This window comes from Janthinobacterium sp. RA13, assembly GCF_000745325.1.
Lineage (GTDB): Bacteria > Pseudomonadota > Gammaproteobacteria > Burkholderiales > Burkholderiaceae_D > Janthinobacterium > Janthinobacterium rivuli.
On the sequence record NZ_JQNP01000001.1, the window covers coordinates 773,244 to 793,019 of the forward strand.

The 19,776-nt window shown below is 62.7% G+C and carries 13 protein-coding genes; 9 read left to right on the forward strand and 4 right to left on the reverse strand.

Features of this window, described 5'->3' with window-relative positions; genetic code table 11:
• Window positions 1-317 precede the first annotated feature (317 nt).
• The 5 genes from FG13_RS03310 to FG13_RS03330 all read left to right on the forward strand — a co-directional run bounded on the left by FG13_RS03310 (window position 318) and on the right by FG13_RS03330 (window position 13,053).
• A complete protein-coding gene (locus FG13_RS03310; protein WP_035818366.1) occupies window positions 318-3,668 on the forward strand; it encodes a TIM-barrel domain-containing protein in 3,351 nt (1,116 codons plus the stop codon).
• A 97-nt stretch (window positions 3,669-3,765) separates the two neighbouring features.
• The gene (locus FG13_RS03315) at window positions 3,766-6,711 is read left to right on the forward strand and encodes a TonB-dependent receptor plug domain-containing protein (protein ID WP_035818368.1); all 2,946 of its coding nucleotides are present in this window, start codon (window positions 3,766-3,768) and stop codon (window positions 6,709-6,711) included.
• Between the two features lie 502 nt (window positions 6,712-7,213).
• A complete protein-coding gene (locus FG13_RS03320; RefSeq protein WP_035818371.1) occupies window positions 7,214-10,258 on the forward strand; it encodes a TonB-dependent receptor in 3,045 nt (1,014 codons plus the stop codon).
• Between the two features lie 66 nt (window positions 10,259-10,324).
• Window positions 10,325-11,716: a Gfo/Idh/MocA family protein gene (locus tag FG13_RS03325; RefSeq protein WP_200880248.1), complete on the forward strand. Its 1,392-nt coding sequence runs from the start codon at window positions 10,325-10,327 to the stop codon at window positions 11,714-11,716.
• 62 nt (window positions 11,717-11,778) lie between these two features.
• Window positions 11,779-13,053 (forward strand): DUF3472 domain-containing protein, encoded by a 1,275-nt coding sequence (locus tag FG13_RS03330; protein WP_035818373.1) that lies wholly within the window; start codon window positions 11,779-11,781, stop codon window positions 13,051-13,053.
• A gap of 10 nt (window positions 13,054-13,063) precedes the next feature.
• On the opposite strand, the gene FG13_RS03335 is transcribed toward FG13_RS03330, so the two are convergent.
• Entirely contained in the window at window positions 13,064-13,576 is a 513-nt protein-coding gene (locus FG13_RS03335) for a hypothetical protein (RefSeq protein ID WP_152598658.1), read from the reverse strand.
• 275 nt (window positions 13,577-13,851) lie between these two features.
• Here FG13_RS03335 and FG13_RS03340 point away from each other — a divergent pair, with 275 nt between their 5' ends.
• Window positions 13,852-14,493, forward strand: a complete 642-nt coding sequence (locus tag FG13_RS03340) for a hypothetical protein (RefSeq protein ID WP_152598659.1) — start codon at window positions 13,852-13,854, stop codon at window positions 14,491-14,493.
• A gap of 73 nt (window positions 14,494-14,566) precedes the next feature.
• Here FG13_RS03340 and FG13_RS03345 read toward each other — a convergent pair whose 3' ends face one another.
• Both FG13_RS03345 and FG13_RS03350 read right to left on the reverse strand, forming a co-directional pair.
• Window positions 14,567-14,944: a SirB2 family protein gene (locus tag FG13_RS03345; RefSeq protein WP_035818381.1), complete on the reverse strand. Its 378-nt coding sequence runs from the start codon at window positions 14,942-14,944 to the stop codon at window positions 14,567-14,569.
• Between the two features lie 87 nt (window positions 14,945-15,031).
• Window positions 15,032-15,478 (reverse strand): GNAT family N-acetyltransferase, encoded by a 447-nt coding sequence (locus FG13_RS03350; protein WP_035818383.1) that lies wholly within the window; start codon window positions 15,476-15,478, stop codon window positions 15,032-15,034.
• 282 nt (window positions 15,479-15,760) lie between these two features.
• On the opposite strand from FG13_RS03350, the gene FG13_RS03355 reads away from it, so the two are divergent.
• The 3 genes from FG13_RS03355 (at window position 15,761) to FG13_RS03365 (ending at window position 19,141) form a co-directional block, all read left to right on the forward strand.
• Window positions 15,761-17,005 (forward strand): MFS transporter, encoded by a 1,245-nt coding sequence (locus FG13_RS03355; RefSeq protein WP_035818386.1) that lies wholly within the window; start codon window positions 15,761-15,763, stop codon window positions 17,003-17,005.
• Complete coding sequence (locus FG13_RS03360; protein ID WP_035818388.1) at window positions 17,002-18,387, forward strand: NarK family nitrate/nitrite MFS transporter; 1,386 nt, start codon at window positions 17,002-17,004, stop codon at window positions 18,385-18,387. Before FG13_RS03355 ends, FG13_RS03360 begins: the two co-directional genes overlap by 4 nt.
• A gap of 61 nt (window positions 18,388-18,448) precedes the next feature.
• Window positions 18,449-19,141 (forward strand): carbonic anhydrase, encoded by a 693-nt coding sequence (locus tag FG13_RS03365; RefSeq protein WP_035818389.1) that lies wholly within the window; start codon window positions 18,449-18,451, stop codon window positions 19,139-19,141.
• A 91-nt stretch (window positions 19,142-19,232) separates the two neighbouring features.
• Here the strand turns inward: FG13_RS03365 and FG13_RS03370 are convergent, their stop codons facing one another.
• Window positions 19,233-19,604, reverse strand: coding sequence for a hypothetical protein (locus tag FG13_RS03370; protein WP_034751248.1), 372 nt, complete (start codon window positions 19,602-19,604; stop codon window positions 19,233-19,235).
• Between the last annotated feature and the right edge of the window lie 172 nt (window positions 19,605-19,776).

Consider the following 19,776-nt stretch of genomic DNA (forward strand, 5'->3'; position numbering starts at 1 on the left):
AAAGCATAAATACTAAATTTCGAAAAGTCAAATACGAAAGTAAAACGAAAGTAAATAGTTTGCTGTCTTGCGAAATAATGTCGTTTTAACGGCGGTGAAGCGTGCTGCGGTGCAGCGTAAAAGCCCGTGGCGGCGCGGCCTGTCGCTGAAATGCCACGATAACGAAAGTATGTTTTGTGACATTTTGGTGAAACGTAAGAAAAATTGGCCAATTCTGGGCATTTTATTAATAAATTGCCGCTTTAACTTTCTTTTGATTGACGATATTTATTTTTCTTCTTAAAGTATTTCATCGAATCACTTCTGAAAGCCGATAGATGAAACCTCTCCCGCTTCCCCGCCGCGTCCTTGCCGCCTGTGTCTTCGCTGCCCTTGCCACCTTGTCCGCGCAAAGCGTGCAGGCCGCGCCTGTCGGCAACTTGGCCAGCGTGAGTGCCGTGCACGCGGCCGACGTGGCCAAGGGCGAGGCACTGGGCTGGGATCTGCGCAGCGATACTGGCATGCAGCTGCGTATCAGCCTGCCGCAGGTGGACGTGCTGCGCATCCAGGCCGGCGGAAAAGGGGGCTTGACGGGGCCGGGCGACAAGGCCGCGCCCATCGTCGTGGGCCAGCCGGCCGCGCAGGTGGCATACCAGATCCATGAACAGCCTGACCATATCCTGATCAGCACCGAAGCCCTGAGCCTGCGCATCGACCGCAAACCGTTGCGCTTTACCCTGCTGCGCACGGGCGATGCGCTGCCGCTGTGGCGCGAGGTGCAGCCGCTGTCGCTCGACGACAAGCAGGGCGTGCAGGTGCTATCGAGCTTGCCAGGCGAGCGTTACTTTGGCGGCGGCCAGCAAAATGGCCGCTTCGAATTCAAGGGCAAGCAGGTGCCCGTGTCGTATTCGGGCGGCTGGGAAGAGGGCGACCGGCCGAATCCCGCGCCATTCCTCATGAGTTCACGCGGATGGGGCATGCTGCGCAATACCTGGTCCGACGGGAACTACGACTTGCGCGATGCGCAGCAGATCTCGCTGCAGCACGCGGAAGGGCGCTTCGATGCGTATTTCTTCGTCGGCAAGGACCTGCGCGACGTCGTCGCCCGCTATACGGACCTGACGGGCCGCGCGCGCATGCTGCCCCGCTGGGCGCTGGAATACGGCGACGCCGATTGCTACAACGATGGCGACAACGTGAAAAAGCCCGGTTCCGTGCCCAAGGGCTGGAGCGACGGTCCCACGGGCAAGACGCCGGACGTGGTGGAAAGCGTGGCGCGAAAATACCGCGAACACGACATGCCGGGCGGCTGGATTTTACCCAACGACGGCTACGGCTGCGGCTACACGAATCTGCCGGAAACGGTGAAGGGCCTGGCCGGCTATGGCTTTCGCACGGGCCTGTGGACGGAAAACGGCGTCGACAAGATCGCCTGGGAAGTGGGCCAGGCGGGCAGCCGCGTGCAAAAGCTCGACGTGGCGTGGACGGGCAAGGGATACCAGTTCGCCATGGATGCGAACAAGTCGGCCTACGACGGCATTCTGAACAACTCCGACAGCCGCCCCTTCCTGTGGACGGTGATGGGCTGGGCCGGCATCCAGCGCTACGCCGTGGCGTGGACGGGCGACCAGAGCGCCAGCTGGGACTACATCCGCTGGCACATCCCGACCCTGATCGGCTCGGGACTGTCCGGCCAGGCGTATGCGTCGGGCGACGTGGACGCCATCTTTGGCGGCAGTCCGGAAACCTATCTGCGCGACCTGCAGTGGAAAAGCTTTACGCCAGTCCTGATGGGCATGTCCGGCTGGGCCGCGGCCGAGCGCAAGCATCCATGGTGGTTCGAGCAGCCCTACCGCGACATCAACCGCCGCTATCTGAAGCTGAAGATGCGCCTTACCCCCTATATGTATACCCTCGTGCGCGAAGCGGAGCAATCGGGTGCGCCGCTGGTGCGCGGCCTGATGTGGGATTACCCGCAAGACCCGTCCGCCTACACGGAAGCGTATAAATATCAATTCCTGCTGGGGCGCGACATGCTGGTGGCGCCCGTCTACCGCAGCCAGGCCGTCAGCGGCGGCTGGCGCAAGGGCATCCACCTGCCGCAGGGCACGTGGTACGACTACTGGGATGGCCGCCAGGCCACGGCGGACGCGAAAGGACGCGACCTGGACATGCAGGTGACGCTCGATAAACTGCCCGTGTTCGTGCGCGCCGGCGCCATCCTGCCCATGTATCCGGAAATGCTGTACGACGGCCAGAAGCCGAAGGACCAGCTGACCCTCGATATCTACCCGCACGGCGACTCCGACTACACCCTGTATGAGGACGACGGCAACACGCGCCAGTACCAGGGCGGCGCCTTCAGCCAGCAAGTCATCCGCATGCGCCAGACGGGCGGCGATGTGCAGGTCGACATCGGCGCCGTCGATGGCCAGTACCAGGGCCAGGAAGCGCGCCGCGGCTATGCGCTGCGCATGCTGGCGGGTCATGCACCGGCCACCGTGCGCGCTGGCGAACGGCTGATCGCGGCAGCGGGCGACCGCGCCGCTTACGACAAGGCGGTCGAAGGCTGGTATTTCGACGTAGCCGACCGGCAAGGCACCCTGCACGTGAAAGTGGCGGCGCAGGATATCCGCCAGGCCTTGATTCTGCAGGTCGCCGGTGCGCTGGCCGTGGCGAGAGTCGACGCCGACTTCCCGGCCGCCCCCGTGCCGGGCCGCGCCTTGCCGGCCGACGCCATGCAGGTGGTGGCGCGTCCTGCGGAGGAAAGCGGCTATCCGCTGGAAAACACCTTTGATGGCAAGCCGGAAACCTGGTTCCGCACCGTGCGCAGCCCGTCCGTGAAAAGCGGTCCGCACGAATGGGTGATCGGCTTTACGGAACGCCGTCTGGTGGACGGCATCGAACTGGCGCCGCGCAACGACCAGCACTGGAAGCATGGCCAAGTGCGCGATTATGAAATCTACATTGGCGACAACAATGGCGAATGGGGCGCGGCACTTGCGCGCGGCACCCTCAAGCTGCAGGAAGGCAGGCAGACGATCAACTTCCCCGCCACGGCCGGGCGCTTGCTGCGCTTCCGCGTCATGAGCACGCAAAATCCGGAAGGCGATGGTGCCGCGTCCACCGACCCGATGGTGACGGCGGCGCAAGGTGCTCCCGTGGCACGCGCGTTCGACGCGGCGCTGGCGACTGACGTGGCGCCCGTCACCTTGTCCGCATTCCGCGTGCTCGAACACCGCGTGGCCGAAGGCGAGGAAGTGCAGCGCTACCTGTCGGACCTGGCGCTGCCGAAGACTATCGCGAAAGACCGGCCAGCCGGCAAGGCGGCCGACATGCGCATGAACGGGCTGTGGTTCCGCAAGGGCCTCGGCGTGGGACCAGCCAGCCGCATCGACTTGCAGCTGGCGGGCAACTGGAATCTGCTGCGCGCCGACCTGGGCGTGGACGATAGCTGCCGCGGCGCGGGCGGCTTGCAATTCCAGGTCTGGAGCGGTGAGCGGCTGCTGTATGACAGCGGCCTGGTCACGGCTCCCGGGGTGGTCAAACCCGAAATCGACGTGCGCGGCCTGAGCCAGCTCAGTTTGCGCACCCTGGGCGCACGCGGCGCCCACCCGGCCCAGGTGTGCGGCAACTGGGCCAACGCCGTGCTGACCGGCACGGAAGGCGCGACCGTCAAGCCGCGCTAGACACATCATCATTTCACTAACAAAGAGCCCCTCTTCGGACCGGGGAGGGGCTCTTGCAGCCTTGCGAAAACAAATCACTTATAAAAGGGAGTTGAGAATGCACTTGAAAAAACTGATGGCCGCCATGGTGGCGGTAGGGTTGGCCTCAACGGCGCTGGCGGCGGAGGAGGAAAAACTGCAGCGTGTGGAAGTGACGGGTTCCAGCCTGAAGCGCATCAACGCGGAGACGGCGTCGCCCGTGCAGGTGATCAACGCCAAGCAGATCGAAAACATGGGCGCGCTCACCTTGCTGCAAGTGCTCGACAACCTGCCTGCCGCCCGCCCGGCGCAGCAGGATTTCCGCTCGATGTTTACGGGGTCCGATGGCGGCTCGCAAGCGAACTTGCGCGGCCTCGGCGCACAGGGCACGCTGGTGCTCTTGAATGGCCGCCGCCTGTCGTTCTATGGCGCGCCGGCCGGCTTCCAGACCATGTTCGTCAATATCGACGCCATTCCCGCCGCCGCCATCGAGCGCATGGAGATTTTGACGGATGGCGCGTCGGCCATATATGGCTCCGACGCCGTCGCCGGCGTCATCAACGTGATCACCAAGAAGTCGTACCAGGGCCTGGAAGCGCGCGCCAATGGCGAGTTTTCACCGAGCGTGAAATCGTATGGCGAACGCCAGGCCAGCGTGCTGTATGGCCTGGGCGACCTGGCCAGCGACGGCTACAACATCTACGGTTCCGTGAACGTTTATCAGCGCGACCGCATTGCGCTGGCCGATACCTGGCGCAAGCGTCCTTCGTATTTTTATGCGAACAATCCCAATTTCATCCCGAACATGCGCGTGGGCGTGGGCAGCGAACCGGGCACGGTGAATCCCGGAACCTTCTTTGTCTTCGACAAGGCGAACAATAATGCGCGCACCCAGCGCGCCGTCAATGGCTGCAACAACAGCATCACCGAAGCGTCGGGCACGCGCTGCGTGTGGAATGCGCTGCCCAACCAGCTCGATACGGGACCCACCTCGGAGCGGGCCACGGCTTACCTGAGCGGCAGGCTGAAACTGGGTGGCGACATGGAAGCGTTCGCGGAAGGCGCTTTCACCCACATCAAGATGCGCGGCGAAAATGGCCCGTCCAGCTTCAACAGCGGCAGCACGAACAACTGGTTTGCGCGCAATACGGGCAATACGCTGAACACCTTCGCCACGCCTTTCCTGAGCCCCAACAACGTCTACCTGAAAGGCAAGCTCGATGCCGACATGGTGGCCAGGATGGGCGGCGCGGCCGGCTTGAACTACCTGCTGCAGGATGCACAAGGCCACTTCGGCCAGAAGAACGTCGATGAAAACTACCGCGCGCTCGTCGGCCTGCGCGGCAGCATCGGCGGCGGCTGGGATTTTGAAACGGCGCTCAGCGTGGCGGGCAGCCATTCGACCCTGTTCCAGACGGCGAACATCAACATCAAGGGCTTCGAGCAGGCATTCGGGCCGTTCACGAAAGACCCCGTCAGCGGCCGCACGTATATCGCCGACAATCCCGCCTACAAGTTCGGCGAAATCAGTGAGGCGAATGCGGCGCTGGTGCGTGCGGCCTATCCGACGTTTGCCATCGAATCCTGGACCAAACTGATGACCTGGGATGCGAAAGTGGAAGGCACCCTGTTCAAGCTGGGCGAGCGCGAAGTGCGCGCCGCCGTCGGCACCAACGTGATGCGTGAGAGTTTTCTCACGCCCGGCAACGCGGATGCGGCCAATGGCCTGATCACGCAGCAGGGCGGTTCCTGGTTCGATGGCCGGCGCACCATCGCCGCCGTGTTTGGCGAAGTGGTGGTGCCGCTCAGCGACACGCTGGAAGTCAATGCGGCCGCACGCCTGGACAAATACCCGCATTTCTCGGCCAACCTGGCGCCCAAGCTGGGCGTGATCTGGCGCGCGCGGCCTGACCTGATGCTGCGCGGGACGTATTCGGAAGGCTTCCGCGCGCCCAACCTGGCCGAATCGGGCACGGGCGGCGTCTTTGCGCAGGTGGGCGGCATCCGCGACACGGTGCGCTGCGATGAAACGAACGCCATGGCGCGCGCGCTGATGAAGTCAAAAATAGCGACGGATGCGGACCTGGGCAAGAGCCTGCTCAATTCGAACTGCTCCACGACGGTGGGCGGCCTGACGCCGCCGAACCAGAACCTGCGTCCGGAAAAGGCGAAGATATCGACCGTGGGCCTGGTGCTGCAGCCGGCCAAGGATGTGAGCATCTCCATCGATTACTGGTTCATCAACCGCCGCGACGAAATCGTGCGCCAGGACTTCAACGAGCTGTTTACGGAACTGGTGGGCAAGTACGGCCCGACCCTGGCCGGCACATCGAGCGCCATCCGCAACGACCTGACGGACACGGACCGGGGCAATGTGGCGGCGGTGGCGGCCATGTGCGCCAATCCCGCCAACGCTGGCGTGTGCGCGGGCGGCGTGCCCGGCTACTCGGTGGGCAACCTGGGCGGCTTGATCAACTCGTATTCGAACCGCGGCCGCACTTTGATGGACGGCGTGGACATCGACGCCCGCACGCGCTTCGCGCTCGGCGACTGGGGCAAGCTGAGTACCGGCATCGCCGCTACCATCCGCAAGCGCGACACCCATGACAGCGAGGACGGCAGCGACATCAAGGGCAACACCGTCGGCTACTACGATTCGCCACGCTACCGCGCCACCGTGAATGCCGACTGGAGCTACCGTAACTTCGTCAGCAGCGTCTTCGTCAACTACTCGGGCAAGACGCGCTGGGCCTACGGTCCCTGGGACAAGGACAACACGCCGGAAAACTGCACCGCCGCCTCGGTGGCGCTGCCGGCCGGCCAGTGCAAGGGCGCGCCGTCGTACACGACGGTCAACCTGGCCTTCAGCTGGAAGCCGATGAAGAACCTGGACGTGGGCCTGAACGTGAAAAACGCGTTCAACAAGCAGCCCTACTACGACCCGAACGGCTGGGAAGGCTACAACCATAGCCAGGACCTGTTCGGCCGCCAGTTCGCCCTGTCAGCCAGCTACAAGTTCTTTTAACACGTGACGATGCCCCGGCCCGCCAGCGGGCATGGTGGCGGACCGGGGTATTGCCACGAAAAGAAAAGACAATATTCTTAAATGTGCAATACGAAAGATAAACGTAAGTGAAAGGCGATTGCCCTGGCTGCTTTCGCGTTGATATCCCCAGATTTTTGCGCCGGTTCTGTGCTCATGGCCATCTCCGTACCTACGCGTGTATCCGTCATACCACGATAACGAAAGTTATCTGACGCATATCCGATTGAATCGAAAGATAAAACGCCTTTATTTACTGAATTTGGCGATAGATTTGCGTTGTAACTTTCTTTTTGTTGACGATACTTATTTTTCTTTTTAAAGTAATCCCAAGAAAACGAAAATCAGCCGATACGGACTGATTTCCCGGAAGGCGCAATTGCCTGGCTGCGCCGGCCGACGACCACCATAAAAATTGCATCCCCCGGCTCCGCCCTGGAGCGGGGAGGGCGCGCATAACCCTCGATATAGACGGAGACACAGCATGCATACCACCCGACTCAAATTGCGCGACATCAGCCGCGCCGCCGCGATCGTGATCGCCCTGGCGGCCGGCGTGCCAGGCCAGGCCTGGGCACAGTCGAACGCCACCAGCACCATTTTCGGTGAAGTAAGCGCGCCGGCCGGCGCCACCGTGGTGCTGGAAAACCTGGCGACGGGCGTGCAGCGCAGCCTGACGCCCGATACGTCGGGCCGCTATGTGGCCAACTCCATGCCGCCAGGGCGCTATGCGGTGCGCGTGCTGCGTGCCGGTTCGGTGGAAGCGTCGCAGGAAGTCGAAGCGCTGATCGGCGCCGGTGCGGAAGCGAACTTCGGTCCGGCCAGCGCGGCAGGCACAGTGGGCCAGGAGCAGACCGTCGTGGTGAAGGCGTCGCGCAATCCGATCGACGTATCGAACACGAACAATGGCGTGATCTTCACGGCCAAGGAATTGAAAGCGCTGCCAGTCGGCAATGACGTCGCTTCCATCGTGCAGCTGACGCCGGGCGTGGCCCGCGGCACCAACAGCGTGTATGGCAATGCGCCATCGATCGGCGGCTCGGGCCAGTCGGAAAACGCGTTCTACGTCAACGGTTTCCCCATCACGAATCTCCTGACCCAGGTGGGCGCGTCGGAACTGCCGTTTGGCGCGATCTCGAACCTGCAGGTGCTGTCGGGCGGCTACGGCTCGGAATTTGGCCGTTCCACAGGCGGCGTGATCAACATCACGACCAAGAGTGGCGGCAACAAGGTCGAATTCGGCGGCAAGGTCTCCATCATCCCCCGTTCGCTGAAGGGCACAACGGAAAACCGGCATTACCCGAACACGGGCGCCAATCCGGACACGGATGGCACCTTGAAGTACTGGAACCGCGATAACGGCAGCACCAGCAAGGTCGTCGGCTTGTATGGCAGCGGGCCGCTGATCAAGAACAAGCTGTTCGCCTTCGTGGCGCTGGAACAGACGCGCACGGACGGCGGCGCCGTCGCCGGTGCGCGCGACGACTCGGACAAGGTGTTGCCGAACGGCTGGCGCGAGAGCAAGAGCAAGGTAGACCGCATGATGGCCAAGCTCGATTACAACCTGACGGACGACCATCACTTTGAATATACCAAGCTGTATGACCGCACGACAACGGATAGCCAGAGCTATGGCTTCGACTATGCCACCCTGAAACGCAACAACGTCCGTGGCGGCGGGAGCGAGACCACCCTCAACTGCTGCGGCTCGTCGGCCGCGCCGGGCGCGAACGTCGACATCTTCAAGTATACGGGCTACCTGACGGACAATCTGACGGTGACGGCCATGATGGGGCAGTCGCGGACCAGCCATCGCCGCACGCCCGAAGGCTATGACCCCAGCCTGGCGCAAACCAGGTCCATCCAGTCGACGCAAGTGCCAGGCCTGGTCTACGTGAATCCGCAAACAGTGACCGGTACGCTGGTTGACCCTTCCTCGGAAGACCGCCAGAAGGCCAAGCGCCTGGACCTGGAATACAAGCTGGGCAAGCATTCGCTGCGCGGCGGCATCGACCGCATCGACGTGGAATCGCAAGTGGGCCTGAGCCTGGCCGGCGGCTACCGCTGGAACTACCTGCGGGCCACCGATCCGAATCTGCCGATCAACGGCGCCTTTGAAACGCCGGCCCAGGGCCAGGGCTACGGCAAGGACGGCTATTACGTCAGCAAGGAATTGAACGCCAACCTGGCGCGTCCGACCAGCGTGCAATCGGCGCAGTACATCCAGGATCACTACCAGGTCACGGAACGGGTGTTGCTGGACCTGGGCCTGCGCCGCGAGCAGTTCACCAACTACAGCACCGATGGCGTGGCTTTTATCTCGCAGCGCAACATGATCGCCCCGCGCCTGGGCGCCACCTGGGATTACCTGGGCGACGGCACCCTGAAATTCTTCGCCAACGGCGGCCGCTACCACTTGCCGGTGCCATCGAATTTGTCGAGCAATATGGCCAGCCCCTTCCTGGCCACCAGCGAGATGTACACCTATACGGGCGTTGATCCCGTGACGGGCGCGCCGACGGGCCTGCACGCCATCAGCAAGCCATATTCGGCCAACAACGCGTATGGCCAGAGCCGCGATGCGCGCGAAGTGACGGCCGTCGGCCTGAAGCCGCTGTCGCAGGATGAATTCTCGCTCGGCTTCGAACGCGCCCTGAGCAAGAAGCTGGTGGTGGGCGCCAGCTTCCTGTACCGCAAGCTGAACGACACCAACGACGATACCTGCGACGCGCGTCCGTTGCAAGCCTGGGCCACGCGCAACGGCGTCGACACGGGCAACTGGAGCGGCTTCCAGTGCGCCATCATCAACCCGGGCCGCGACAACAGCCTGATGGTGGACTTCGACGATGGCAAGGGCTTGCGCCGCGTGGATATTTCGGCGGCAGAGTGGGGCAATCCGAAACCGGCACGCACCTACCGCGCCCTGAACCTGTTCGTCGAGCACCCGTACACGAACGGCTGGTACGGCAAGCTGACTTACACCTTGTCCGGCTTGAAGGGCAATATGGAAGGCCAGACGGACAGTATCGGCGGCGGCGACGTGGGCCTGACGGTCAGCGACGACCACAAGGAACTGATGTACAACGCGTATGGCTACCTGCCGGGCGACCACCGCCACGCCTTCAAGGCCTACGGCTTTATGCAGGTCATCCCGGACGTGATGGTGGGCGCCAACCTGTCGCTGACCTCGGGTGCGCCGCGCAACTGCATCGGCGCGCTGCCCGACAACCTGAGGTTCGAGGACGATTACGGTGATTCCTATTTCTATTGCAATGGCAAGCCGGCGCCTCGCGGCAGCCAGGGCCGCCTGCCGTGGCAAGCCCAGCTGGACATGAATGTGGCCTATACTCCCAGCGCCGTCAAGGGCCTGAGCCTGAAAGTGGACGTCTTCAATGTGTTCAACAGCCAGACCGTGACCCGCTACAGCGAAACGCGCGAAGACCATGGCGCCATCTCCCGCAATTACCTGCAGGTTGATGGACGCACGGCGCCGCGTTCCGTGCGCTTCACGGCTGAATACACCTATTAAACTGCAGCCGGTCTGCCATGCGGCGGGCCGGCGACGATCATTACCAACGGAAGCGAGAAGAGACCAATGACGACACAAATCAATCGACGCAATTTCCTGTCCGCCAGCGCCGCGCTGGCCGGTGGCGCCATGGCCGGCAGCGCACTGCTGCCCGGCGACGCCAGCGCCGCACCTGCGGCCGGCCGCGACAAGGTTCGTCTGGGCCTGATCGGCACGGGCATGCGCGGCCAGGTGCTGCTGGCTGAACTGGTGCGCCGCGACGACGTGGAAGTCGTTGCCCTGTGCGATATCGAACCTATCATGCTGAAACACGCGCTGGGCCAGGTGGCCAAGGCCGGCAAGCCGCGTCCGCGCACGTATGGCGAAGACCGCGACCAGAAAGCCTACAAGCGCATGCTGGACGCGGGCGGCCTCGATGGCGTGATCATCGCCACGCCGTGGGAATTCCACGCGCCGATGGCGATCGCCGCCATGCAGGCAAAGATACCCGTCGGTTGCGAAGTGGTGGCCGGCATCACCCTGCAAGACCACTGGGATGTCCTCAATACCCAGCTGAAAACGGGCACGCCCTACATGTTGCTGGAAAACGTGTGCTACCGCCGCGACGTCATGGCCGCGCTGCAGATGGTGCGCGCGGGCCTGTTCGGCGAACTGCTGCACCTGCAGGGCGGCTACCAGCATGATTTGCGCGCCGTCAAATTCAACAGCGGAAATCCGGCCAAACCGTATGGCGGCGGCGTGGAATTCGGCGAGAAGGGCTGGTCGGAAGCCCATTGGCGCACGCAGCACTCGGTCGAGCGCAATGGCGAGCTGTATCCAAGCCACGGCATCGGCCCGTGCGCCATGTACACCAACATCAACCGCGGCAACCGTTTTACGCGCATCAACGCCTTCGCCAGCAAGGCACGCGGTTTGCACGACTACATCGTCAAGCAGCCGGGCGGCGCGCAGCACGCGAACGCCAAGGTGAAATTCAAGCTGGGCGACGTGGTGACCACCACGCTGGCGTGCGAGAACGGCGAAACCATCATCCTGCAGCACGATACGAGCCTGCCGCGTCCATATTCGCTGGGCTTCCGCGTGCAAGGCACGGACGGCCTGTGGATGGATTTGAACAATTCGATTCACATCGAGGGCGTCAGCAAGCCGCACCAGTGGGACGACTTCAAGGCCTACCAGGACAAGTATGAGCACCCGGTCTGGCGCAAATACGCGGCGCAAGCGGAAGGCGCGGGCCACGGCGGCATGGACTTCTTCGTCATCCACGCCTTTGTCGAAGCGCTGAAGGCCAACGCCCCGATGCCGATCGATATCTACGACGCCGTGACGTGGAGCGCCATCACGCCGCTGTCCGAGCAATCGATCGCCGCCAACTTCCAGACCCTGGACTTCCCGGACTTCACGGGTGGGCAGTGGAAATCGCGCAAGCCGATCTTCGCCCTCGACGGCAAGTACTAAGCCTTGACGACCCGCTACCGCGCCTGCCGCCGTAGCGGGTTTTTTCCATTCAGGAGACGTTGATGAAACACACAAATTCATTGCTCTGCGCAGTCCTTTCCGCCATGCCCTTACTTGCCGCTTGCGTGGCCGCCAGCGTGGCCGCGCCCGTGGCGTACGCGACGCCCGCCAGCGTGGAATTGGCAGGCAATGCCTTCATCACCAGCGGGCAGGATGGCGCCGTCATCGGCGAGCATGGCCTGGCCGGCTGGAGCAATCCGGCTGCCGTCGCCAGCACGTATTTCCGCGTGGCCGAAGCAGGTCCCGTCCAGGTGGCGCTCGACGCCAGTCTGGCCGATGGCGGCAACAGCACCATCCGCGTAAAAATCAATGGCGCGCCGTTCGACGTCAAGCTGGCCGGCAAAGCCCGCAAGACCTATGCCGTGGGCACGGTGAACGTGCCGGCGGCCGGTTATGTGAGGGTGGACTTGCAGGGAATCTCGCGCGCCAAGGCCACGTTCGGCGACGTCGCGGCGCTGAAGGTGACGTCGAACGCTGCGCTAACGTACGCCAGCGATCCCGCCAATTACTACTGGTCGCGGCGCGGGCCGTCCGTGCACATGGGCTACACGGTGCCGGCCAATACCGAGTATTTTTATAACGAGATGACGATCCCCAAAGGGCAGGACGCCATCGGTTCCTACTTCATGGCCAACGGCTTTGGCCAGGGCTACATGGGCATCCAGGTGAAATCACCGAGCGAGCGCTGGATCTTGTTCTCCGTGTGGGACGCCGACAATGGCGCCAAGACCACCCTGGTCAGCAAGGGCGAGGGCGTCATCGACAATGCCTTCGGCGGCGAGGGCACGGGCGGGCAGACCTATCTGTCGTACAACTGGGCGGCCGGCACCACGTACCGCTTCATCACGCGCGCGCGGCCCGACGGCAAGGGTGGCAGCGATTATTCGGCCTGGTTCTTCGCGCCCGAAACGGGCCAGTGGCGCTACATCGCCACCTGGAAGCGGCCGGCGATTTCCACGTATCTGACGCGCGTGCATTCCTTCCTCGAGAACTTCATCGACACCCTGGGCTACACGCAGCGCCGCGTCCAGTTCGGCAACCAGTGGGCCAGGAATGCATCGGGCACCTGGTCCGAAGTGACGGCGGGAAGGTTCACCGGCGACGCCACGGCCACGAATGCGCAGCGCATGGATTATGCGGGCGGGCTGGAAAACGGCAGGTTCTATCTGCGCAACGGCGGCTTTTTTGCCGAGTACGTGAAAACCGGCCAGAACTTCACGCGCCCGGCCACGGGCCAGGCGCCGGCTGTCGATGTGGCGGCCTTGCCGATGCAATAGGCGTGGTTTCTCAGAACGGCCGCTTGCCCACCATCGCCTCGATGCCGCGATAGTAGGTGAGCGGCCGTCCTATCGTCACGCCCATCAATGCCGCCGCCTGGATGATGTCGTTTGTATCGCGCCGGTACACGACCAGCGCATCCATTTCATCGGTGCCATTGCCGTCGATCTGGATCAGCTCATAGCCGCCTTCGTCCACGGCGCGCTGCGCCAGTTCCGTGTCCAGCCACTCGAAATAGGGCAGCGCGCTACCGCCGCTGTCCTTGAGCAGCGCGTACGGGAAGTCGGGGAATTCGTCGAACATGTCCTGGATCTGTTCGTGCAGTTCATCGAGCTTGTCGCTCGACGCCATATGGCCGGCCAGCTGCGAGAGCATTTCCACCGCATAGGCTTGCGCATCGCTGTCGATCCACTCGTCGCGCGGCGCGGAGGGAGCTTCGGTGATGGCGGCGACGGCGTCGTCGAGTTCCTCGCCTTCCAGGTCGCCGCAGGTCAGCTTGGTCAATAGTTCGGATAAAAGCATGGTTGCCTTTCAGGGGAGCGGCACGGCCACGGTGGCTGCCTTGTCGATGAAGTTGCCAATACTATCATTACCGTGCAGCTTGCCGCGTTCCGCAGAAGTCGTATGGCGTCCTTTGACTACTTGTCAACTAGACATTTTCGGGCCAGGCGGATACACTGAAAATATTTCCAATTAGCAATATTTATCTGGACTCATGCAGGCACAGGCGCGCTTGCCGTCCTTTGCCCTTTGCCCATCACTTGTGACCCATTTCTTCATTTTATTCAGGATCATCCATGTTTGTCCGAACCACCATGCTGCGCGCGCTGGCGTGCGCCGTCTTGCTGCCGGCGCTGTTGTCGGCCTGCGTCACCGGCCGCAATAGCGCGCCTGCGTTTACCTACAGGACACCCGACCTTGCCAAGGGCGTTGTCGTCGGCACCGTGTTCGAGAGCTCCGTCTTCGAGGCGCATGGCGCCAGGTTCGGCATCGTCAGCAGCGACCCTGCCGCCCTCGAGGGAAAAAGTCTGTGGTTATCCAGCCATGCTCCCGCCGGCCAGGTCGCCTTGCAGAATGTCTTGCCAAAAGTGCCTACGGGCAAGGGCAGCACCTTTGCGCTGCAGCTGACGCCGGGACGCTACAGCGTCATCATCTGGCTGCTTGACTATGGATTCAGGTCCAGGTACTCCGAATCGTCGCCGAAGCCGATCGAGTTTGACGTCGTTGCTGGCAAGGTCACCTACCTGGGACGTCTGGATGCCAACCGTTCCCTGCAAGTGGCTTCGATACACGACAATTTCGAGGAAGATATCGCATACCTGAAGAAAAATCCCTTGCTGGCCAATGCCAGCATCGAGAACAAGGCGCTCGAGGTGCGTGAATGGTGGCTACAGGACGCCCTTGGCAAGGAAATTCAGGAAAGAAACCGCGCCAAATAAGCACGTGCAGGTCGCGCCGCGCACGCGTCACTCTGTACTGCAGGCGCGACCCTGCGTTACATTTTTTGCTGCATCAGAGCGGCCAGGCCTGTTTGGTCACGGCTACGGCGATGATGTAGGCGAAGACCAGCACGGCGAGCGCGAAGGCGGCGCCGCGCACGGCTGGCGTCTTGCCCCGTTTCAGGGCGATGGTGCCCAGCACGATGTAGGCCACCAGCGCGCACAGCTTGGCGGCCAGCCAGGGCTGGCTGCCCGGCGACTGGCCGCTCCACACGGCCAGGGTGATGGCGCTGGCCAGCAGGGCCGTGTCGACCAGGTGCGGCAGGATTTTTACCCAGCGCTGCTGCAAGGCGGGCGAGGCGCGCAGCATCCAGGCGCCGCGCAAGAGGAAAAGAAAGCCGCTGGCGGCGGCGCAGCCCATGTGGAAATGCTTGAGGCTCAGATAGTCCATGCGTGATGTGGTGGGCGTTGATTGATGGTGGCGCCAGCATAGCCGCCTTTGGCGCGCCGCGCCATACACCGTCGGGAGGAGACTGGCCTAAGGCAGGAATTTGACATACACGAGTTCCGGGTCTCCCTCGTCGAGATGCTCGATCCGGCCGCTGCGCACGAAGCCCGCGCTGGCGAACAGCTGTTGCGCGGCCAGGTTGGACTGGTTCGTCGACGTGAAAATTTTCCCTGTCCGGCACGCGTCTGCGGCGGCTGCCAGCAGGCGCAAACCCACGCCGCGCCGCTGCTGGCCGGCAGCGACCACCACCAGCGAGACAAAACCGTAGCCGAAGAAGTCGTCATGCGTGAGGACATAGCCGGCCACCTGGCCAGCGCGGATGGCCACCTGGCATTGACCTTTGCCGACGGCGGCGCGCACGGCGTCGCCCCGGCTGGCGTGCGCCTGCGCGTAGGCGTCGCAGGCCAGCATGGCTGCCACATCGCCCGGCAGCGCCGCGCGCGTGATGATGGTGTCTGTTGCGTGATTGTTCTGCATGCCGCTCCTTTTCTCCAGGCGCCGAGTGTGCCAAAAATACCTGCGTTTGTAAAACACCCGCCATCCAGCCTAGGTCCATACCTCTTCATCTAGTCACTTTTGCCGATACGGCTATCCAGATTGCCTTTCCAGAATCACCCTGTGACCGATAGTGCCTTTCGACTCTGCCACGTAAGCTGGTCGGGACGGCTGGCCAGACGGCCAGTGCATTCATGGAGAAACATCGTGGCTACCCTAGATGGCACTAAGAACAACAGTAGTAACAAGGCAGTCGAACCCGGCATGCGGCGCAAGCAGGCGTCCGTGCTGATCAGCAGCACCTTCGCCTTCACCATCTGCTTTGCAGTCTGGATGATGTTTGCCGTGCTCGGCATCCCCATCAAGACCAGCCTGGGCTTGACTGAAACACAATTCGGCCTGCTGGCCGCCATGCCCGTGCTGACGGGCTCCCTCGTGCGCGTGCCGCTGGGCATCTGGACGGACAAATACGGCGGACGCCGCGTCTTCTTCTGGCTGATGCTGGCCAGCGTCGTGCCGATCTACCTGATCTCCTACGCCACCGCCTACTGGCATTTCCTCGTGCTGGGCATGTTCGTGGGCCTGGCGGGCGGCTCGTTTTCCGTCGGCACGCCGTACGTGGCGCGCTGGTATGAAAAGGAGCGCCGCGGTCTGGCGATGGGCATCTTCGGCGCTGGTAACTCCGGTTCCGCGCTGACCAAGTTCGTCGCGCCCGGCATCGTCGCCGCCTTCGGCTGGCAGATGCTGCCCAAGGTGTATGCGGTGGCCATGCTGGCCACGGCCATCATCTTCTGGCTGTTTTCGTACACGGACAAATCGCACCTGGCGCCATCGGGCGAAAGTTTTACGGCGCAAATGAAGGTGCTGAAGGACCCGCGCGTGTGGCGCTATTGCCAGTACTACTCGGTGGTGTTCGGCGGCTACGTGGCGCTGGCGCTGTGGATGACGAAATACTACGTGGCCGAATACGGTTTTGATTTGAAGCACGCGGCGCTGCTGGCCGCCTGCTTCTCGCTGCCGGGCGGCGTGCTGCGCGCGTTTGGCGGCTGGATCTCCGACAAATACGGCGCGGCGAAAGTCACCTGGGCCGTGATGTGGGTGTGCTGGGTGTGCTTCTTCCTGCTGTCGTATCCGCAAACGCAGATGGTGATCGAGACCGTCACGGGGCCGCTGGCCATCCACATCGGCCTGTCTCCGCTGTGGTTCACCGTGCTGCTGTTCATCGTCGGCATCGCCATGGCCGTCGGCAAGGCGTCCGTCTTCAAGTTCATCGGCGATGACTTTTCCGACAACATCGGCGCCGTCTCGGGCGTGGTCGGCCTGGCCGGCGGCCTGGGAGGCTTCATCCTGCCCGTGATGTTCGGCGCCCTGGTGGACTTCACGGGCGTGCGTTCGAGCTCCTTCATGCTCTTGTACGGCACCGTCTGCGTTTCCCTCGTCTGGATGTATTTCTCGTTCAAGCCGCTGCGCGCGGCGAGTATCCCTCAACCTGCAGGAGTTAAAGCATGAGCCGCTACATGATCAATACCTGGGAGCCGGAAACCCCGAGCTTCTGGCAAAACACGGGCAAGGCCACGGCCGCGCGCAATCTGTGGATATCGATTCCCGCGCTGCTGCTGGCATTCGCCGTGTGGATGGTGTGGAGCGTGGTGGTGGTCAACCTGCCCAACATCGGTTTTACTTACAGTAACAACCAGCTGTTCTGGCTGACGGCCTTGCCGGGCCTGTCCGGCGCCACCTTGCGCATCTTTTATTCGTTCATGGTGCCGATCTTCGGCGGGCGGCGCTGGACGGCCATTTCCACGGGCTCGCTGCTGATTCCCGCCATCGGCATCGGCCTGGCCGTGCAGGACGTGAATACGGGCTACCCGACCATGCTGATCCTGGCGCTGCTGTGCGGCTTCGGCGGCGGCAATTTCGCCTCGTCGATGGCCAACATCAGCTTTTTCTATCCAAAGGCAAGCAAGGGTTTCGCGCTGGGCATGAATGCGGGCCTGGGCAACCTGGGCGTGTCGGTGGTGCAGTTCGTCGTGCCGCTGGTGATCACGTTTGCCGTCTTCGGCGCCTGGGGCGGCGATTCGCTCACCTGGGTGAAAAATGGCGTGAGCAAGGACATGTGGCTGCAAAACGCGGGCTTCATCTGGGTGCCGTTCATCGCCTTGAGTACCTTGCTGGCCTGGTTCGGCATGAATGATCTGGCGTCGGCCAAGGCCTCGTTTTCCGAACAGGCCGTGATCTTCAAGCGCAAGCACAACTGGCTCATGTGCTGGCTGTACACGGGCACCTTCGGTTCCTTCATCGGTTATTCGGCCGCGTTTCCGCTGCTGATCAAGATCCAGTTCCCCGACGTGAATCCGCTCGATTACGCCTTCCTCGGCCCCCTGGTCGGTGCCCTGGCGCGCGTGGCCGGCGGCGTGATTTCCGACAAACTGGGCGGCGCCCGCGTCACCCTGTGGTCCTTCCTGCTGATGATAGCCGCCGTGCTGGGCGTGCTGTACTTCATGCCGCAAGGCGGAGTGGGTGGCAGTTTCAATGGCTTCTTCTGGATGTTCATGCTGCTGTTCGCCGGCACGGGCGTCGGCAATGCGTCGACCTTCCGCATGATCCCCGTGATCTTTTTGACGGAACACCAGCGCGCTGCCGCCGGCAAGGGCAAGGCGGTGCAGGAGCAAGCCATCGTCGACGCCAACAAGGAAGGCGCCGCCGTCCTGGGCTTCACCTCGGCCGTGGCCGCGTATGGCGCCTTCTTCATCCCGAAAAGCTATGGCACCTCGATTGCGCTGACGGGCAGCCCCGACGCGGCCCTGTGGTGCTTCATCGGCTTTTATGTCAGCTGCATCGCGATCACATGGTGGTGCTATGCGCGCAAGAATGCGGCTATGCCTTGCTAGTTAGCGTCAGAACGCCGGGCGAGTCCTGCTTGCCTGGCGTTGAACACAGTAAGAGGTAGTCATGGAAGAACTGGAAAAATTCGTCAACGGCTTCAGCCTGTTTCAGCAGCAGTATTTCAGCGAGCCACAAACCCTGTACGACAGCCTGCGCGACGGGCAGCGGCCCTCGACTCTGCTGATCGGCTGCTGCGATTCGCGTGTCGACCCCATGCTGCTGACGGGCAGCGACCCGGGCGACATGTTCGTCGTGCGCAATATCGCCAACCTGGTGCCACCGTGTACCCCGGACGCGCCGCCCGGCGTCAGTTCGGCCATCGAGTTCGCCGTCTGCAAGCTCGAAGTGGCCAGGGTCATCGTGCTCGGACATGCGCGCTGCGGCGGCATCCGCGCGTTGCTGGAACCGCAGCCGCGCGCGGAAGGGCAGGAAACGGACTTCGTGGGACAGTGGATGCGCATCGCCGAACCGGTGGCGCAAAGGGTGCGGCGCGAGCTGGCGCACCGCTCGTCGGCGGAACAGCACCACGCGTGCGAGCTGGCCAGCATATTGCAGTCGCTGGACAACCTGCTCACCTACCCATGGCTGAAACGCCGGGTGGAGCAGGGCTTATTGAAATTGCATGGATGGTATTTCGATATCGACAGCGGTGCGCTGATGGCCTATTCGGCGCGCCAGCAGCAGTTTTTGCCGCTGGTCTGTCCGATAGAAAGGGCGCGGCATTTGCATGAGCGTCCTTGGCCGGATGCGGGCAAGTAGGTTGGATTAGCGTAGCGTAATCCAACAGGGCGCCGTCAACAATGTGTCGGATTACGCGTGGCGTTGCCCCGCTAATCCGACCTACGTTACTTCAGCTGAACCGTAACAAATCCCCGCTGCGGTCAAACGCCAGCAGGCTGTCGATGCGGCCTTGCTCGATGGCCGTCACCATGGCGCGCAGGGGCGCTTCGCATTCCTGCGCCGCGGGTGGCTGGCCCTCGCGGCCCGCCAGTCCCGCCACGAAGACCACGTCCCAGTGCGTCTGCATCTGTTTCGACTCCTCCTTCAATGTCTCGAAGCTGTCCAGTTCCTCGGGCAGCTTGTCGGCGCACATCACGGGCGTGAGGGACTTGCCCTGGCCGCCAGGCTGGGCCTGCGCCTGGGTAAAGGTAAACAGCAGGCGTTGCGGCTGCTCCTGGTTGCGGGCGCTGCTCAGCAGGCTGGCGTAATCGGTAATCGGCATGGTGCTCTTTCTCTGTGTTGAACGATGACGACAGGTATACCGCAGCTCCGCCGCGCCGCCCATAGGCAATAGTGACTATCCGGGTGACTACGCGCCTATGCATTCCTGGTGCCGGAAACCGACTTCTTGCCAATACCGCCGGGCGCGGCGCATCGATAGACTGTTTGTATCG

Excerpts from the sequence above, each read along its gene's own strand:
- FG13_RS03340 (WP_152598659.1), top strand. The coding sequence starts at position 13,852 with ATGTTTGTCCGAACCACCATGCTGCGCGCGCTGGCGTGCGCCGTCTTG.
- FG13_RS03365 (WP_035818389.1), top strand. The coding sequence starts at position 18,449 with ATGGAAGAACTGGAAAAATTCGTCAACGGCTTCAGCCTGTTTCAGCAG.
- FG13_RS03325 (WP_200880248.1), top strand. The coding sequence starts at position 10,325 with ATGACGACACAAATCAATCGACGCAATTTCCTGTCCGCCAGCGCCGCG.
- FG13_RS03315 (WP_035818368.1), top strand. The coding sequence starts at position 3,766 with ATGCACTTGAAAAAACTGATGGCCGCCATGGTGGCGGTAGGGTTGGCC.
- FG13_RS03350 (WP_035818383.1), bottom strand. The coding sequence starts at position 15,478 with ATGCAGAACAATCACGCAACAGACACCATCATCACGCGCGCGGCGCTG.
- FG13_RS03355 (WP_035818386.1), top strand. The coding sequence starts at position 15,761 with ATGCGGCGCAAGCAGGCGTCCGTGCTGATCAGCAGCACCTTCGCCTTC.
- FG13_RS03310 (WP_035818366.1), top strand. The coding sequence starts at position 318 with ATGAAACCTCTCCCGCTTCCCCGCCGCGTCCTTGCCGCCTGTGTCTTC.
- FG13_RS03370 (WP_034751248.1), bottom strand. The coding sequence starts at position 19,604 with ATGCCGATTACCGATTACGCCAGCCTGCTGAGCAGCGCCCGCAACCAG.
- FG13_RS03330 (WP_035818373.1), top strand. The coding sequence starts at position 11,779 with ATGAAACACACAAATTCATTGCTCTGCGCAGTCCTTTCCGCCATGCCC.
- FG13_RS03360 (WP_035818388.1), top strand. The coding sequence starts at position 17,002 with ATGAGCCGCTACATGATCAATACCTGGGAGCCGGAAACCCCGAGCTTC.
- FG13_RS03345 (WP_035818381.1), bottom strand. The coding sequence starts at position 14,944 with ATGGACTATCTGAGCCTCAAGCATTTCCACATGGGCTGCGCCGCCGCC.
- FG13_RS03335 (WP_152598658.1), bottom strand. The coding sequence starts at position 13,576 with ATGCTTTTATCCGAACTATTGACCAAGCTGACCTGCGGCGACCTGGAA.
- FG13_RS03320 (WP_035818371.1), top strand. The coding sequence starts at position 7,214 with ATGCATACCACCCGACTCAAATTGCGCGACATCAGCCGCGCCGCCGCG.